Consider the following 15460-nt stretch of genomic DNA (forward strand, 5'->3'; position numbering starts at 1 on the left):
GCATTCACTCGCATAGCGGAAAGCCAAACCCGCTTTTCGCTGCTGATAGCTATAGCATTCCTTCCGCTTAATCTGTATTGAGCAATTTTTAATCCGACGCAATGTAACTTTAAATGTTACACTCATTGGCCCAATGGAATGGGGAAGGAAATGATTTCGTCTTTCCGAGACAAATATTTGGCGCAATGATGCCGCCGAGCTGATTTACCTAGACCCACATCAAGATACCTAGGCAACGGAGAATTATGTTAGAGACCATAAGCCGAAAACCCACTACGGTGGGGGAAGTGCTGCAAGAAGAGTACTTAACACCGCTGGGTATCGGCCAGGAGGATCTGGCCAAGGTCTTGGGCGTCACTCGCGCCACGGTAAACCGTTTATGCAATGGGCATCGCCGTCTCAGCGTTGTGGAGGCAAACCTGTTTGCCGATCTTTTTGAAACCACTGCAGATTTTTGGCTAAACCTGCAGGCGGCCCACGACCGCTGGGAAGCCCGACAGGCAAATATGCAGCGCGAGCGACTGCGTCCAATTATGGAAATTCTGGGGCGTGATATTACTCATGCGTGAAATCGAACTGACTTACCTGCAGGGTTACTCTGAACATCTGCAAAGCCAGGTGCAGCAGTTGATCGACCAGCAGCGTCTGGGTGAAGTGCTGTTACAGCGCTATCCGCAGGTGCACGACTGCACCACCGACAAGTCGCTTTATCAGTTTACCGTCGATCTGAAAAACCAGTACCTGCGCAATGCCCAGCCGCTGAGCAAAGTGGCCTACGACGGTAAAATCCAGGTAATGAAACACGCGCTCGGCATGCATACCGCCATTTCCCGCGTGCAGGGTGGCAAGTTGAAGGCCAAGGCGGAAATCCGCGTGGCGACGGTATTCAAGCTGGCACCGGAGCCGTTTCTGCGCATGATCGTGGTGCATGAACTGGCGCACCTGAAAGAAAAAGACCACAACAAGGCTTTCTACAGTCTGTGCTGCCATATGGAACCCAACTACCATCAACTGGAGTTCGATACCCGGCTGTATCTGACCCACCTCTCCGTGTTTGGCAATCTGTATACCTGACGATTCCCTGTGATACTCTGATTTCTAACGTCTGGGAACCGGAGATATCTATGATTCGCTTTGCCGTTGTTGGTACCAACTGGATTACGGAACGCTTTATCGATGCCGCACACGAAAGCGGCAAACTGAAGCTGACCGCCGTCTATTCGCGCAAGCTGGAACAGGCGCAGGCATTTGGTGCCAATTACCCCGTCAGTCTGTTTTTCGATTCCCTGGAAGCGCTGGCCCAGTCAGACGCCATCGACGCGGTTTACATCGCCAGCCCCAATAGCCTGCATTACCAGCAATCGCTGTTATTCCTCAGCCATAAAAAACACGTAATTTGCGAAAAACCGCTGGTATCCAACCTGCGCGAAGCCGAAAAGCTGGTGGCCTGCGCACGTGAAAATCAGGTAGTGCTGTTCGAAGCCTTTAAAAGCGCCCACCTGCCGAATTTCCTGACCTTGCAGCAGACGCTGCCGAAAATCGGCCGGTTGCGGAAAGCCTTTATCAACTACTGCCAATACTCTTCGCGCTACCCACGCTATCTGGCCGGTGAAAATCCAAACACCTTCAACCCGCAGTTTTCCAACGGTTCGATCATGGACATTGGTTATTACTGCCTGGCCAGTGCCGTGGCGCTGTTCGGTGAGCCAAAATCGGTGATCGCCAGCGCCAGCTTGCTGGATACCGGCGTTGATGCGCACGGCACCGCCTGCCTCAACTACGGCGACTTCGACGTGACCCTCTCCCACTCCAAGGTCAGCAACTCGGACATTCCGAGCGAGATCCAGGGCGAAGAAGGCACGCTGGTAATTGAGAAAATCTCGGAGTGTCAGGGCGTAGTGCTGACGCCACGCGGTGGTCAACGCCAGGATCTGACCCAGCCGCAGCATATCAATACCATGCTGTACGAAGCGCAAGTCTTCGCCGAACTGGTGGAGAAACGGCAGGTAGAACATCCGGGGCTGGAAAACTCGCTGATTATCGCCCGCCTGTTGACCGAAATCCGCCGCCAGACCGGCGTAGTATTTCCTGCCGACGGAGAATGACATGAAACCGTTATTACTGATGCAGACCGGCGACGCGCCGGAAGTTATCCGCCAGGAAAAAGCCAATTTCGACGGTATGTTCCTGCAACATGGGAATATCGACGCCGATCGCGTGCAGATCGTGCACCTACCCGCCGGCCAACAACCGCTGCCACCGCAACACTACTCTGGGGTGGTGATCACCGGTTCACCGGCGATGGTCACCGAGCAACTGCCGTGGAGCGAACAGGCCGCCGAATGGCTGCGTCAGGCCATGCTAATCAAACTGCCGATTTTTGGCGCCTGCTACGGTCATCAGTTGCTGGCCTATGCGCTTGGCGGGGAAGTTGGCTATCACCCGCAGGGCATGGAGGTGGGGACGCTGGATATCGAGCTGTTGCCCGCCGCCGCCCATGACCGGCGAATGGCGATGCTGCCGCCGCGCTTCAAGGCGAATCTGATCCACTCCCAGAGCGTATTGACGCCCCCTGCCGGTGCCGTAGTGCTGGCACGTTCGCAACAGGATGCTTATCAGATCCTCAGTTATGGCGATAACGTGCTGACCACCCAGTTCCACCCAGAGTTTAACGGCGCGGTGATGCACCAGTATCTGAGTTGGCTCGGTGAGCTGTATCCGCAGCAACAGGCGGAGTATCAGCTTAAGCAACAGCAGGTTAGCGATACGCCGTTCAGCCGGCTGCTATTGCAAGGGTTTGTCGTCAGCCTGGGCGCGCAAAAAGCCCTGGCCGGGTAGTGCAATAAACGTTGACCGCTGACACATTTTGCATTACTTTCTGCCGTGCAAAGGGGAGTAACTTCATTGCCGGTTAATCGTCATTACGGTGCGCAAGCACCCGGTTACCGGGCAACCTGATGTCAGGGAGCACCAAGGTGCACCTTCATCAACGTTGTAAGTGAGACCTTGCCGGAAGGCGAGGTTTGCTTGCAGCGTTCATAAGAGCGGCTAGCGTCTTCCGACGTTGGCCGTTTTTGTTTTTGAAGGATACCTCTGATGATGAATACCGTTGGCACACCTTGGTTATGGGGCAGCTTTGCCGCCATCATAGTTGTGATGCTCGCAATTGACCTGCTGCTGCAGGGCCGCAAAGGCGCGCATACCATGACGCTGAAGCAGGCCGCCAGTTGGTCGCTGGTGTGGGTCAGCCTTTCTCTGCTGTTTAACCTGGGTTTTTGGTACTACCTGAACCAAACCGCCGGGCGCGCCGTTGCCGACACACAGGCGCTGGCCTTCCTCACCGGCTATCTGATCGAAAAAGCGTTGGCGGTTGATAACGTCTTTGTCTGGCTGATGCTGTTCAGCTACTTTGCCGTTCCGGCCAACCTTCAGCGTCGGGTGCTGATTTTTGGCGTACTGGGCGCGATCGTGCTGCGTACCATCATGATCTTCGCCGGTAGCTGGCTGGTGACCCAGTTCCAGTGGCTGCTGTACCTGTTCGGCGCTTTCCTGCTGTTCACCGGTATCAAGATGGCGCTGGCGAAGGAAGATGGCGCGGCGATTGGCGACAAACCGCTGGTGAAATGGCTGCGCAGCCATCTGCGCATGACTGATAATCTGGAAGGTGAGCGCTTCTTCGTGCGCCGCAACGGCCTGCTGTTTGCTACGCCGCTGGTACTGGTGCTGATCCTGGTAGAACTGAGCGACGTGATCTTTGCGGTCGACAGCATCCCGGCGATCTTTGCCGTGACCACCGACCCGTTCATCGTCCTGACCTCTAACCTGTTTGCCATCATGGGCCTGCGCGCCATGTACTTCTTGCTGGCTAACGTGGCAGAACGCTTCTCGATGCTGAAATATGGTCTGTCGCTGATCCTGATGTTTATCGGCGTCAAGATGCTGATTATCGATTTGTTCCACATTCCGATCGGTGTTTCACTCGGCGTAGTCGCCAGTATCCTGACGCTGACGCTGCTGATCAACGCCTGGGTTAACCGCCGGAATGACCGCCTGACTAATAATAAAGCACCATAATCTGTTATCCGGGGCGCTAGTCGCCCCGTGATTGTTTGGCAATTCGCCTAAAACGCCAAACGTTATTGCGATCACACAAATGTAACCAGTATGTTATCAAGAGTTGATCCGCCCTCAGAATTTCACCGCTGGCCCTTTCCAACCCCCCTGGTTTACTGAATACTGATTTGGCAAACACACTTGGTTACAGATTCAAATAAAAGTTGTCCGGCGAGGTTCCCGCCGAGATAAAGCTGTAAGCAACATCATCGGGAAGAAAAAGCACTATGCAAAAACTATTACAGAAGATCACTCAGGGCAGTCTGGTCAAACAAATCATGGTCGGCCTGGTGGCCGGTATTATTGTTGCGCTGGTCTCACCGGCAACGGCTTCGGCGGTAGGCTTGCTGGGTGCGCTGTTCGTTGGCGCACTGAAAGCGGTGGCGCCGGTACTGGTGCTGGTGTTGGTCATGGCCTCAATCGCCAATCACAAACACGGGCAGAAAACCAATATCCGGCCGATCCTGTTCCTTTACCTGCTGGGAACCTTCGCTGCGGCGCTGGTGGCGGTCGTGGTCAGCTTTATGTTCCCGTCCAACCTGGCGCTGGTGGCCGGCAATGCCGAGATCAACCCACCGGGCGGCATTATTGAGGTGCTGAAAGGCCTGCTGTTGAGCGTGGTGGCCAACCCGTTCCAGGCGCTGATTAGCGCTAACTATATTGGTATTCTGGCCTGGGCTGTGGGTCTGGGACTGGCGCTGCGTCACTCCTCTGACACCACCAAATCATTGATTAACGATATGTCACATGCAGTCACCATGGTGGTGCGTGCGGTGATCCGCTGCGCCCCGCTTGGCATCTTCGGCCTGGTGGCTTCGACGCTGGCAGAAACCGGCTTCGGCGCACTGTGGGGTTATGCTCAACTGCTGGTGGTACTGATCGGCTGTATGTTGCTGGTCGCACTGGTGCTTAACCCGCTGATCGTTTTCTGGAAAATCCGTCGCAATCCTTATCCGCTGGTGTTCGCCTGCCTGCGTGAAAGCGGCGTGACCGCGTTCTTCACCCGCAGCTCGGCCGCCAATATTCCGGTGAATATGGAGCTGTGCAAAAAACTGAATCTGAACGAAGACACCTATTCGGTTTCTATCCCGCTGGGTGCGACCATCAATATGGCCGGTGCGGCGATCACCATTACCGTGCTGACGCTGGCGGCGGTGCATACTCTGGGGATCCCGGTTGACGTGCCGACCGCGCTGCTGCTGAGCGTAGTGGCCGCCGTTTGTGCCTGCGGTGCTTCCGGCGTGGCCGGGGGTTCGCTGTTGCTGATCCCGTTGGCGTGTAACATGTTCGGCATCCCGAACGACGTGGCCATGCAGGTGGTCGCCGTCGGCTTTATCATCGGCGTTCTGCAAGACTCCGCCGAAACCGCACTGAACTCTTCTACCGACGTCCTGTTTACTGCCGCAGCCTGTCAGGCGGAAGACCAACGTTTGGCAGATGAAGATCCGCTGAAGGTGCGTTAATTTCCGAGCTTATTCAACAAGGCGCTCATTATTGGGCGCCTTTTTTTGACCTCACTATCACAGCCCTACAAGGTTACCCCGCTTTTAAAAATCGCCAACTCACGGAAATCATTCACTTCATTACGCGCCGCCTGACCATTGGCGATCGCCACGATCAGGTCGACAAACTGCTCCAGCAGACTCTCCATCGAGGTGCCGTGGATCAGCCGACCGGCGTCAAAATCAATCCAGTGGGGTTTCTTCGCCGCCAGTTCGCTGTTGGTGGCCAGTTTCACCGTCGGCACGAAGCCGCCATAAGGCGTGCCGCGTCCGGTGCTGAACAGCACCATATGACAGCCGGCACCGGCCAGCGCGCTGGTCGCTACCGCATCATTGCCAGGCGCGCTGAGCAGGTTTAAGCCGGGCTGGCGCAGGCGTTCGCCATACTTAAGCACGTCCACCACCTGACTCTGCCCGGCTTTCTGCGTGCAGCCGAGGGATTTTTCCTCCAGCGTGGTAATCCCGCCAGCCTTGTTGCCCGGTGAAGGGTTTTCATAAATCGGCTGATTATGGGCGATGAAGTACTGTTTGAAGTCGTTGACCATGCTGACGGTCTTCTCGAAGGTCGCCCGATCGCGACAACGGCTCATCAGGATCCGTTCGGCACCAAACATCTCCGGTACCTCGGTCAACACCGTGGTGCCGCCGTTGGCGATCAGGTAATCAGAAAAACGCCCCAGCAGTGGGTTGGCGGTGATCCCGGACAGACCGTCCGATCCACCACACTCCAGTCCGAACTTCAACTCGCTCAGCTTACCCGGCTGACGGCGATCGTCACGCATCACCTGATACAGCGCATGCAACTGCTCCAGCCCGGCTTCGACCTCATCGTCCTGCTGCTGGCACACCATAAAGCGCACCCGTTGCTCATCGACCCTGCCCAGCGTACTGCGGAACACATCCACCTGATTGTTCTCGCACCCGAGTCCAATCACCAGCACCGCCCCGGCGTTCGGATGGCGAACCATATTTTGCAGCATGGTGCGGGTGTTCTCATGATCCTGACCCAGTTGCGAACAACCAAACGGATGACTGAACAGATGCACGCCGTCGATCCCCTGCGCATCCTGAGTTTCCTTCAGAAAACGCTGCTGGATCTGCCGGGCAATGCCGTTGACGCAGCCAACGGTCGGCACGATCCACAGTTCATTGCGGATCCCCACCTCCCCACTGATTCGGCGGTAAAGCTGCACCTCACGATCCGCAGCCTGTGGTGGCAGCGTCGGGAAAGCGGGTTGATACTGATAGCTGTCGAGATCGCTCAGGTTGGTTTTGGCATTTTGCGAGTGAATATGTTCACCCGGCGCTATGGCTTCCAGCGCATGACCAATCGGCAAGCCGTATTTGATGATGGCCTCACCGGCAGCGATCGGCTGCAGCGCAAACTTGTGCCCACGCGTCACCGGTTGCGCCAGCCGAATCGTCAGTGCGTCCAACGCCAAGGTTTCGCCGGCGGCCAGATCGCTCAGCGCTACCGCGACATTATCCAGCGAATGAATTTTTACCATGCTTTGCATAAACCCACCTCGGGCAACGGCTACGCCAGTTCAATGGCGAAATAGTTTTTGGCATTGTCGAAGCTGATGTTTTTCACCATCTCACCCAGTAACGTAATATCCGCCGGCGCTTCCCCGTTCTCCACCCAGCCGCCAATCATCTGGCAAAGGATGCGGCGGAAATATTCATGACGGGTATAAGACAAGAAACTGCGGCTGTCGGTCAGCATGCCAACAAAACGGCTCAGCAGGCCCAGTTGCGCCAACTGCGTCATTTGCCGCTGCATACCGTCTTTTTGATCGTTGAACCACCAGCCGGAGCCGAACTGCATCTTGCCCGGCGTGCCCTCACCCTGGAAGTTGCCGACCATGGTGCCGATCACTTCGTTGTCGCGCGGGTTGAGGCAGTACAGAATAGTTTTCGGCAGGCCGCCCTGGCGTGCCTGGGCGTCCAGCAGGCGAGAAAGCGCCTCCGCCAGCGGCCGGTCGTTAATCGAGTCGAAGCCGATGTCCGGCCCCACACTGGCGAGCATACGGCTGTTATTATTGCGCAGCGCGCCGATGTGATACTGCTGTACCCATTCGCGACGTTGATATTCGGCGGCCAGGAACAGCAGTACCGCACTTCTGAACTGGGCGCTTTGCTCCGGCGTCGGCAGCTTGCCGCTCAGGCGCGCGGTTAAAATCGCGTCCAATGTGCTTTCGTCCGCTTCGCCATACACCACCACGTCCAGCGCATGGTCAGCCACCTTGCAGCCATGGGCGGCAAAATGATCCATGCGTTTTTTCAACGCGTCACACAGCGCGCTAAAACGGCCAATATTGATATCCGCTGCCGCTTCCAGTTTTTGCAGGTAATCATTGAAACCCGGCGCGTCGATATTGAACGCCTTGTCCGGTCGCCAGCTTGGCAACACCTTGATATCGAAGCTACTGTCAGCCTCAATCGCTTTATGGTGGCGCAAATCGTCGAACGGATCGTCGGTAGTACCAACCATCTTCACATTCATTTGCTGCATGATGCCACGCGCCCTGAAATCATCCTGCGCCAGCAAGGCGTTGCCCCGCTGCCAGATATCGTCCGCAGTCGTTGGGGAAAGCAGCATGCCGGTAATCCCGAACGGGCGGCGCAGCTCCAGATGAGTCCAGTGGTAGAGCGGATTACCTATGGTATGCGGCACGGTAGCGGCCCAGGCATCAAACTTTTCACGGTCACCGGCATCTCCGGTACACAGCCGTTCAGCCACACCGTTGGTGCGCATCGCCCGCCATTTATAGTGATCGCCCTTTAGCCAGATCTCATATAAATTTTTGAAGCGGGTGTTCTCGGCGATCTGCTCCGGCGGTAAATGACAGTGATAGTCAAAAATCGGCTGGTCTGCCGCATAGTCATGATACAAACGCCGGGCAAATTCGTTGCCCAACAGAAAATCTTCGCTTAAAAACGTCGCCATCTTTTTTGGTTCCTCGCCTTGCTTGCCGTTCGGTACTCTGTCCAATGCGACAAAGTTATCACACCAATTTCACTGAGCGTCCAGCAAAATATCACCCACTGCCTGGGTAGCATCAGCCATAAAAGGCCGTTAAACGGCAGTTTTACGGCAAAAACTCGTCTAAATCGCATAATTATCCAGCAAACAGTATTGCCCAATTGAAAAACGGCTTTTGTGATATCACTCAACTTTTAAATCTGTATGACAAGTTATTGTCTCGCCACCCAGTCGTTCATGCGGCGGGAATACGTCGGTGACGGACAGGCCGGCGCAGAACAACGAAAAGGGGGATCCCCCTAAAACACTGCCGCCATCTCGGCGTCACCTATTGAAGACTGGGAGATATTTTGGATGCGTAAAATTAAAGGGTTACGCTGGTACATGATCGGGCTGGTGACCATCGGCACCGTGCTGGGCTACCTGACCCGCAATGCCATGGCCGTGGCGGCACCGACGCTGGAAGGCACCTTACATATCACCACGCAGCAGTACTCGTACATTGTCGCGGCCTATTCTGCCTGCTACACCCTGATGCAGCCGGTGGCGGGATACGTGCTGGACGTACTGGGTACCAAGGTGGGTTACGCCATGTTCGCCATTCTGTGGGCGCTGTTTTGTATGGGAACCGCACTCGCCAACAGTTGGGGCGGTCTGGCACTGGCGCGCGGCGCCGTTGGCATGGCAGAGGCGGCGATGATCCCCGCCGGGCTCAAGGCCAGCAGCGAGTGGTTCCCAGCCAAAGAACGTTCGATAGCCGTTGGCTACTTCAACGTCGGCTCGTCAATCGGCGGCATGCTCGCTCCACCGCTGGTGGTCTGGGCCATAGTGGCACACAGTTGGGAAATGGCGTTTATCATCACCGGCGTGCTAAGCCTGATCTGGGCCATCTGCTGGCTGATTTTCTATAAGCACCCGAAAGACCAGAAGAAACTCAGCAGTGAGGAACGCGAGTACATTCTGGAGGGCCAGGAAGCGCAGCACCAAACCGACAACGCCAAGAAAATGTCCGCCTGGCAGATTGTGCGCAACCGCCAGTTCTGGGGCATAGCGCTGCCGCGTTTTCTGGCAGAGCCTGCCTGGGGCACTTTCAACGCCTGGATCCCGTTATTCATGTTCAAAGCCTATGGTTTTAACCTGAAAGAGATCGCCATGTTCGCCTGGATGCCGATGCTGTTCGCCGATCTCGGCTGCATCGTTGGTGGCTACCTGCCACCGTTTTTCCAAAAGCACTTTAAGGTGAACCTGATCGTTTCACGCAAACTGGTGGTCACTATGGGAGCCGTGCTAATGATTGGCCCTGGAATGATCGGTTTGTTTACCAGTCCTTATGCGGCTATCGCGCTACTGTGCGTCGGTGGTTTTGCCCATCAGGCGCTGTCTGGCGCGCTGATTACCCTGTCATCTGACGTGTTTGGTCGCAACGAAGTGGCCACCGCCAACGGCCTGACCGGCATGGCAGCCTGGACCGCCAGCACAATGTTTGCCCTGGTGGTCGGCGCATTGGCCGATACTCTGGGTTTTAGCCCACTGTTCGCCGCGCTGTCGGTATTCGATATTCTCGGTGCCATCGCCATCTGGACCATCCTGCAAAATCGGCCGGCCTCACAGCCGCAGGAAGATCCGCTGCAACCGGCCTCGGCTCGCAGTTAACCCCATCGCCCGGCCAGCGTGCCGGGCGCGCCCCCCGGCCACTGGTAGCTCCGCAGGATAAGTGGTATAACAAATCCATGGTTACGCGCCCCTCCCTACCCTAAGAGCATTCACTATGGAATTCACTGAAACCAGACGCCTGTATCAGCAGCTGGCCGCCGAGCTAAAGCAGCGTATTGAAAGCGGCCGATATCCGGTGGGCGATAAACTGCCGGCCGAACGCTACATTGCCGAAGAGATGAACGTCAGCCGCACCGTCGTGCGGGAGGCGATCATCATGCTGGAAGTGGAAGGCTACGTTGACGTGCGCAAAGGCTCCGGGATCCATGTGATGTCCAACCAGCAGAAAAACCTGGTGATTCCGGGCGACAGCATCGAGTTTGCCACCGCCGGGCCATTTGAACTGCTGCAGGCGCGCCAACTGATTGAAAGCAACATTGCCGAATTCGCCGCCACCCAGGTCACCAAACAGGACATCGTTCTGTTGATGGAGATCCAGGAACAGGCACGCAAGGAAGATCGCTTCCGCGACTCGCAGTGGGATCTGAAATTCCACGTGCAGGTCGCGCTGGCCACTCAGAACACGGCGATGGCCACCATCGTGGAAAAAATGTGGGTACAGCGCGTGAATAACCCCTATTGGATCAAGCTGCATGAGCATATTGACGACCGCTCGATCGCCAGCTGGTGCGACGATCACGATCAGATCCTCAAGGCATTGATACGTAAAGATCCTTACGCCGCCAAACTGGCCATGTGGCAGCATCTGGAAAATACCAAGCAGATGCTGTTCAACGCCACCAGCGACGATTTTGAATATAATGCCGACCGCTATCTGTTCGCCGATAACCCGGTGGTTCATCTGGACGGCGTGGCCCCAGAAAATAAATAGCGCGAGCAGTCAAAAACCGTAGCGTTATGTCAGGTATTGTAAAATCCGCTGAATCGATGCCTGAACGGCGATTTGCCGTGTAGTATTTCACCGCTGGCAACGTAGATTTCCCTGTTGCCAATCGTGCTATTTTGGTAAAGTTGAGCCACTTTTTACCCTCTGCTACGGGGCGGGACGCGAATACATGCGCTGGTTGTTTGCCATGCTTATTGCTCTTTTTTGCTGGACCGGTTCGGTCTCCGGCCAAAAGCTATGCGCGGCGTCCTCCAAAGCTATTCCCACGGCACTGAACGGTCAGCCATCGCTTGCCGAGTCGGTGTTCTCCCCTGATGACCCGGTTTACCAGTCACCGGCAGAACTGCGGCGTAAAGCGCCCGGTAAAATGCCGCTGCTGCTGCCGCGGGTGCATTCTTACCCCGGTTCGCTACCTGCCCCCGCCCAACTGTTGCCGGTTTATTCGTTAGCCACAGAGTTGGGTCACAGCACTTGCCTCCCGCGCCAGAAATCACCTGCGCCAAACCGGCTTGCCCAGATGAACTGGACGCTGCATACCTCGCAGCAGCAAAACAGGCTGGGTGGCTGGAAAGAAAGTAATATGCTTTATCGTGGTACGCTGACTTACCACTCTTGACCGGTGTCGCACCGATTAGAAACCACTAAAAAGCAACACCGTTTCATCATTATCAGCAGCCAGGATCGCCCGCGCGCTCTGCGTCCACTCCCGATCCGCCGCTGAGACAAAAACAAACAATGACGTTTTAGGAACACCGGATGGACATCATTAAAGAACTGTTACATGCCTTATGGCAGCAGGATTTTGAGACGCTGGCGAATCCCTCGCTGGTCTGGACGCTCTACGGCCTGCTGTTTTTGATTCTGTTCCTGGAAAATGGCCTGTTGCCGGCGGCGTTTCTGCCGGGTGACAGTCTGTTGATCCTGGTTGGCGTGCTGATCGCCAAAGGCACCATGAATTTCCCGCTCACCATTTTTATCCTCACCGTCGCCGCCAGTCTGGGGTGTTGGGTCAGTTACATACAGGGCAAGTGGCTCGGTAATACCCGAACCGTGCAGGGCTGGCTATCTCATCTGCCGGCTCACTATCATCAGCGTGCCCATCAGTTGTTCCACCGCCACGGGCTTTCCGCTCTGCTGGTCGGCCGTTTCCTGGCGTTTGTCCGCACTCTGCTGCCGACCATTGCCGGCCTCTCTGGCCTGAGCAACGCACGTTTCCAGTTCTTTAACTGGATGAGCGGTCTGCTGTGGGTGGTGATCCTGACCTCGCTGGGCTTTGCCTTGGGCAAAACCCCGGTGTTCCGCAAATATGAAGACCAACTGATGTTCTGCCTGATGCTACTGCCGCTGGTGTTGCTGGTAGCGGGGCTGGTGGGCTCGTTAATCGTGCTGTGGCGCAAGAAACGCGCCGATCAGGGGAAAGGGGCGTGATGATCAAGCGCCCGCGCTGGCAGTACGTGTTGCTGATTGCGCTAGCTTTACTGGCGCTCGCCACGCTGTTGGTGCCCTGCATGGTGCGTACCGAAAGCGAACTGCGCATCCGTGCGGGCCAGCAAGGCCTTTCGCTACCTGACGGTTTCTATGTCTACCAAAGGCTGGATCAGCGAGGCATTCGCATCAAAAGCATCACCCCGGAAGGCGATGGCCTGGTGATCCGCCTGGACTCGCCGGAACAACAGTTGCTGGCGCGCGAAGCATTGCAAAACATTTTGCCACCGGGCTACATCATCGCCCTCAGCGAATCCCCTGTTCCTACCCATTGGGTGCGTGAATTTGCACGCGCCCCACTCAATCTGGGATAATACCCCCTTCATATGAAGGGCTTTCCTTTCATTTAGCCTCACTGTTCAATTAATCACCAATCACCACCGAACTGGGGCGGATTCTTTGGGGGTCTGCGCTTTCCATGACTATGCTAAAGGTTAGCGTCAGTCAGCAGCGTAAGACTCCTGTCGCGCTGCCTTTGTTGGCAGTCAGGAACAGAGGATGTTTACCAATGCATCCCAATAATTAAGGAACTGATAACATGAAATTACGCCATTCGGTGTTACTTGCCCTCCCATTATTCCTCGTGCCGGCCCTGTCATTCGCAGCAGAGAATGGCTGTGTGACCAAGGCACAAGAAATTCAGAAACAGATCGATTATGCCACCCAGCACGGCAATACTCAGCGTGTCGCCGGGCTGAAAACGGCATTGGGCGAAGTGCAGACCCATTGCACACCAGCCAGCCTGCAGGCCGATCGTCAGAAAAAAATTGATGAAAAACAAGGCAAGGTCACCGAGCGTCAGCAGGAACTGAAAGAAGCCCAGCAGACCGGCAACCTGGAGAAAGTGGCCAAGAAACAGAAAAAGCTGGCTGAAGCTCAAGCCGAGCTGAAACAAGCTCAAGCGGAATAATTTTTTTACACCAGCGGATTTATCGCTGAGAGCCACGCCACACGGGATTTTTATTGCGTATAAAATGGATGCTTAGTGATATCAGCTACCCATCCGCCCTTTGCTCCGGCGAAAAAATCCGCTATGTTGAAAGTCTGTCGAAGTTAACGTTAAGGAATAATCACATGGCACATGATTCAAATGCAGAAAACTTACGCGCTGAACTTAAATCCTTAGCCGATACGCTGGAAGAAGTGTTGAACTCTTCCACCGATAAGCCAAAAGCCGAGCTGGAAAAGTTGCGTTCCAAAGCTGAAGGTGCGCTGAAGGATACCCGTGCTCGCCTGAGCGATGCCGGGGACAAGATTGCCTCCCAGACCAAACAAATCGCCGGCCAGGCGGACGAGTATGTTCGTGATAATCCGTGGACCGGTATCGGTATCGGCGCTGCGGTCGGCGTAGTGCTGGGCGTTCTGTTAGCGCGCCGCTAATTATGGCAGAACAACCGCAAGTTCGTGCACAGGGCCCCGCTAAAGGGGTCCTGGATGTCGCCCAGCGCATCATCACCATTCTGGTCGGTATGGTGGAGACCCGGGTTCGACTGGCCGTGGTCGAGCTGGAGGAGGAGAAAGCCAACCTCATTCAGTTGCTGATTATGGCCGGTATGACCCTGTTATTCACCGCATTCGGCCTGATGAGCCTGCTGATCCTGATTTTCTGGGCCGTAGATCCCGTCTACCGTTTGATCGCGTTAGGCACGACGACCGGTGTGCTGTTGTTCCTGGCCGTGGCTGGCGCTATCTGGACACTGGTCAAAGCGCGCCGCTCCACGCTGCTGGGTGCGACACGCAATCAGTTGGAAATCGACCGTTCCGAGCTGGAAGGTGAAAAATGAATCGCCGCCGCTATCTGGAATGGAGAAAAGAGAAGTTGATTGGCAAGATCCAGCAACAAAGGCTGGATCTTGCCGAAAACAAAGCCCTGTGGCTGGAAAAGACCGAGCGCATCGATCGCGGCTGGCAAACCCTTTTCGGCCTGCGTAAATATCTGGTGGTCGGTTCCAGCGTGATGGCGTTGTACGGTATCCGCCATCCCAGCAAGTTGATTCGCTGGTCACGCCGCGCTTTTGGTGCCTTTGGTACTATCCGCTTGATCCAGAAAACGTTTTCCAGCAAGTAACCGTCCCCCTTCCATCAATACTTCCGATGTTTTGCCCGCCTTTTCACAGAGACTTTGCGTTTCTGCCGGTGAAGGCTGGGCAACTTTCTGATTCCCCACGATTTGTTAGCAGGCTAAAGATTCAGTTTTTTTGAAAAAATACGACAGTTTTACTTGCTAACAAAGCGTACTCATCCCGATTAACATTCACTCCATCAAGACGAAACGGGCAGGACAGGGTCAGATACCCGGCATACCGCTCACTAACATGACAAACGCCAAAACTGGCAAACAAAAATCACTTTGGAGTAAATGATGAAAAAATTAGAAGATACAGGTTTGCTGGTTGCTCGTATTCTGATGCCAATCCTGTTTATCGTGGCAGGCTACGGCAAAATGGGTGATGGCTATGCCGGCACCCAACAGTACATGCAATCGATGGGCGTACCTGGCTTCCTGCTGCCGCTGACCATCCTGCTGGAATTTGGCGGCGGTCTGGCAATTTTGTTCGGTTTCCTGACTCGCACTGTGGCACTGTTCACCGCCGGTTTTACCATCCTGACCGCATTACTGTTCCATACTAACTTTGCAGATGGCGTAAACCAGATCATGTTCATGAAAAATCTGACCATAGCTGGCGGCTTCATCGTACTGGCCATTGCCGGCCCAGGCGGTTTCAGTATCGACCGCATTTTGAACAAAAAGTGGTAAGGTTTTAACACCGACTCAGGGGCCCGCATGTCGGGCCTTTTTGCTTTTTCACTCGG

The 15460-nt window shown here is 55.3% G+C and carries 18 protein-coding genes; 16 read left to right on the forward strand and 2 right to left on the reverse strand.

Features of this window, described 5'->3' with window-relative positions:
• The first annotated feature begins 245 nt into the window (after positions 1-245).
• From SERS4_RS0122310 to sstT, 6 genes are all read left to right on the forward strand, one after another.
• Positions 246-569, forward strand: a complete 324-nt coding sequence (locus SERS4_RS0122310; protein ID WP_017894118.1) for a HigA family addiction module antitoxin — start codon at positions 246-248, stop codon at positions 567-569.
• Positions 562-1074 carry a M48 family metallopeptidase gene (locus SERS4_RS0122315; RefSeq protein ID WP_012147012.1) on the forward strand — a complete coding sequence of 171 codons (513 nt, stop codon included), beginning with the start codon at positions 562-564 and terminating at the stop codon, positions 1072-1074. Before SERS4_RS0122310 ends, SERS4_RS0122315 begins: the two co-directional genes overlap by 8 nt.
• Positions 1075-1124: 50 nt before the next feature.
• On the forward strand, positions 1125-2105 hold the full coding sequence (locus tag SERS4_RS0122320; protein ID WP_017894119.1) for a Gfo/Idh/MocA family protein: 981 nt from the start codon (positions 1125-1127) through the stop codon (positions 2103-2105).
• Position 2106: 1 nt separating this feature from the next.
• Positions 2107-2838 (forward strand): glutamine amidotransferase, encoded by a 732-nt coding sequence (locus SERS4_RS0122325; RefSeq protein ID WP_017894120.1) that lies wholly within the window; start codon positions 2107-2109, stop codon positions 2836-2838.
• A 258-nt stretch (positions 2839-3096) separates the two neighbouring features.
• On the forward strand, positions 3097-4074 hold the full coding sequence (locus SERS4_RS0122330; RefSeq protein ID WP_017894121.1) for a TerC family protein: 978 nt from the start codon (positions 3097-3099) through the stop codon (positions 4072-4074).
• A 266-nt stretch (positions 4075-4340) separates the two neighbouring features.
• Positions 4341-5576: a serine/threonine transporter SstT gene (gene sstT / locus SERS4_RS0122335; RefSeq protein WP_012147016.1), complete on the forward strand. Its 1236-nt coding sequence runs from the start codon at positions 4341-4343 to the stop codon at positions 5574-5576.
• A 65-nt stretch (positions 5577-5641) separates the two neighbouring features.
• Here sstT and SERS4_RS0122340 read toward each other — a convergent pair whose 3' ends face one another.
• On the reverse strand, positions 5642-7132 hold the full coding sequence (locus SERS4_RS0122340) for a UxaA family hydrolase (protein ID WP_017894122.1): 1491 nt from the start codon (positions 7130-7132) through the stop codon (positions 5642-5644).
• A 20-nt stretch (positions 7133-7152) separates the two neighbouring features.
• On the reverse strand, positions 7153-8565 hold the full coding sequence (gene uxaC, locus SERS4_RS0122345) for a glucuronate isomerase (protein WP_017894123.1): 1413 nt from the start codon (positions 8563-8565) through the stop codon (positions 7153-7155).
• Between the two features lie 390 nt (positions 8566-8955).
• Here uxaC and SERS4_RS0122350 point away from each other — a divergent pair, with 390 nt between their 5' ends.
• The 10 genes from SERS4_RS0122350 to SERS4_RS0122395 all read left to right on the forward strand — a co-directional run bounded on the left by SERS4_RS0122350 (position 8956) and on the right by SERS4_RS0122395 (position 15404).
• Positions 8956-10254, forward strand: coding sequence for an MFS transporter (locus SERS4_RS0122350; RefSeq protein ID WP_012147019.1), 1299 nt, complete (start codon positions 8956-8958; stop codon positions 10252-10254).
• Between the two features lie 115 nt (positions 10255-10369).
• Positions 10370-11146 carry a transcriptional regulator ExuR gene (exuR, locus tag SERS4_RS0122355; protein ID WP_017894124.1) on the forward strand — a complete coding sequence of 259 codons (777 nt, stop codon included), beginning with the start codon at positions 10370-10372 and terminating at the stop codon, positions 11144-11146.
• A 184-nt stretch (positions 11147-11330) separates the two neighbouring features.
• Complete coding sequence (locus SERS4_RS0122360; protein ID WP_017894125.1) at positions 11331-11777, forward strand: hypothetical protein; 447 nt, start codon at positions 11331-11333, stop codon at positions 11775-11777.
• 140 nt (positions 11778-11917) lie between these two features.
• On the forward strand, positions 11918-12589 hold the full coding sequence (locus tag SERS4_RS0122365; protein WP_012147022.1) for a DedA family protein: 672 nt from the start codon (positions 11918-11920) through the stop codon (positions 12587-12589).
• Positions 12589-12960: an EnvZ/OmpR regulon moderator MzrA gene (gene mzrA / locus SERS4_RS0122370; RefSeq protein WP_012147023.1), complete on the forward strand. Its 372-nt coding sequence runs from the start codon at positions 12589-12591 to the stop codon at positions 12958-12960. The genes SERS4_RS0122365 and mzrA overlap by 1 nt, the downstream gene beginning before the upstream one ends.
• A 224-nt stretch (positions 12961-13184) precedes the next feature.
• Entirely contained in the window at positions 13185-13556 is a 372-nt protein-coding gene (locus tag SERS4_RS0122375; RefSeq protein ID WP_017894126.1) for a DUF1090 domain-containing protein, read from the forward strand.
• Positions 13557-13720: 164 nt separating this feature from the next.
• Positions 13721-14026 (forward strand): YqjD family protein, encoded by a 306-nt coding sequence (locus SERS4_RS0122380; protein WP_012147025.1) that lies wholly within the window; start codon positions 13721-13723, stop codon positions 14024-14026.
• 2 nt (positions 14027-14028) lie between these two features.
• Positions 14029-14430, forward strand: coding sequence for a phage holin family protein (locus tag SERS4_RS0122385; protein WP_012147026.1), 402 nt, complete (start codon positions 14029-14031; stop codon positions 14428-14430).
• Positions 14427-14714, forward strand: a complete 288-nt coding sequence (locus SERS4_RS0122390; protein WP_012147027.1) for a YqjK-like family protein — start codon at positions 14427-14429, stop codon at positions 14712-14714. The genes SERS4_RS0122385 and SERS4_RS0122390 overlap by 4 nt, the downstream gene beginning before the upstream one ends.
• 294 nt (positions 14715-15008) lie before the next feature.
• On the forward strand, positions 15009-15404 hold the full coding sequence (locus SERS4_RS0122395; RefSeq protein ID WP_017894127.1) for a DoxX family protein: 396 nt from the start codon (positions 15009-15011) through the stop codon (positions 15402-15404).
• Positions 15405-15460 lie beyond the last annotated feature (56 nt).

The sequence above is a fragment of the Serratia sp. S4 genome (assembly GCF_000347995.1).
GTDB lineage: Bacteria > Pseudomonadota > Gammaproteobacteria > Enterobacterales > Enterobacteriaceae > Serratia > Serratia quinivorans.

What these genes read in the sequence shown, in the direction of transcription:
- SERS4_RS0122310 (WP_017894118.1), top strand. Translation starts at nt 246, where the DNA reads ATGTTAGAGACCATAAGCCGAAAACCCACTACGGTGGGGGAAGTGCTG.
- SERS4_RS0122315 (WP_012147012.1), top strand. Translation starts at nt 562, where the DNA reads ATGCGTGAAATCGAACTGACTTACCTGCAGGGTTACTCTGAACATCTG.
- SERS4_RS0122320 (WP_017894119.1), top strand. Translation starts at nt 1,125, where the DNA reads ATGATTCGCTTTGCCGTTGTTGGTACCAACTGGATTACGGAACGCTTT.
- SERS4_RS0122325 (WP_017894120.1), top strand. Translation starts at nt 2,107, where the DNA reads ATGAAACCGTTATTACTGATGCAGACCGGCGACGCGCCGGAAGTTATC.
- SERS4_RS0122330 (WP_017894121.1), top strand. Translation starts at nt 3,097, where the DNA reads ATGATGAATACCGTTGGCACACCTTGGTTATGGGGCAGCTTTGCCGCC.
- sstT (WP_012147016.1), top strand. Translation starts at nt 4,341, where the DNA reads ATGCAAAAACTATTACAGAAGATCACTCAGGGCAGTCTGGTCAAACAA.
- SERS4_RS0122340 (WP_017894122.1), bottom strand. Translation starts at nt 7,132, where the DNA reads ATGCAAAGCATGGTAAAAATTCATTCGCTGGATAATGTCGCGGTAGCG.
- uxaC (WP_017894123.1), bottom strand. Translation starts at nt 8,565, where the DNA reads ATGGCGACGTTTTTAAGCGAAGATTTTCTGTTGGGCAACGAATTTGCC.
- SERS4_RS0122350 (WP_012147019.1), top strand. Translation starts at nt 8,956, where the DNA reads ATGCGTAAAATTAAAGGGTTACGCTGGTACATGATCGGGCTGGTGACC.
- exuR (WP_017894124.1), top strand. Translation starts at nt 10,370, where the DNA reads ATGGAATTCACTGAAACCAGACGCCTGTATCAGCAGCTGGCCGCCGAG.
- SERS4_RS0122360 (WP_017894125.1), top strand. Translation starts at nt 11,331, where the DNA reads ATGCGCTGGTTGTTTGCCATGCTTATTGCTCTTTTTTGCTGGACCGGT.
- SERS4_RS0122365 (WP_012147022.1), top strand. Translation starts at nt 11,918, where the DNA reads ATGGACATCATTAAAGAACTGTTACATGCCTTATGGCAGCAGGATTTT.
- mzrA (WP_012147023.1), top strand. Translation starts at nt 12,589, where the DNA reads ATGATCAAGCGCCCGCGCTGGCAGTACGTGTTGCTGATTGCGCTAGCT.
- SERS4_RS0122375 (WP_017894126.1), top strand. Translation starts at nt 13,185, where the DNA reads ATGAAATTACGCCATTCGGTGTTACTTGCCCTCCCATTATTCCTCGTG.
- SERS4_RS0122380 (WP_012147025.1), top strand. Translation starts at nt 13,721, where the DNA reads ATGGCACATGATTCAAATGCAGAAAACTTACGCGCTGAACTTAAATCC.
- SERS4_RS0122385 (WP_012147026.1), top strand. Translation starts at nt 14,029, where the DNA reads ATGGCAGAACAACCGCAAGTTCGTGCACAGGGCCCCGCTAAAGGGGTC.
- SERS4_RS0122390 (WP_012147027.1), top strand. Translation starts at nt 14,427, where the DNA reads ATGAATCGCCGCCGCTATCTGGAATGGAGAAAAGAGAAGTTGATTGGC.
- SERS4_RS0122395 (WP_017894127.1), top strand. Translation starts at nt 15,009, where the DNA reads ATGAAAAAATTAGAAGATACAGGTTTGCTGGTTGCTCGTATTCTGATG.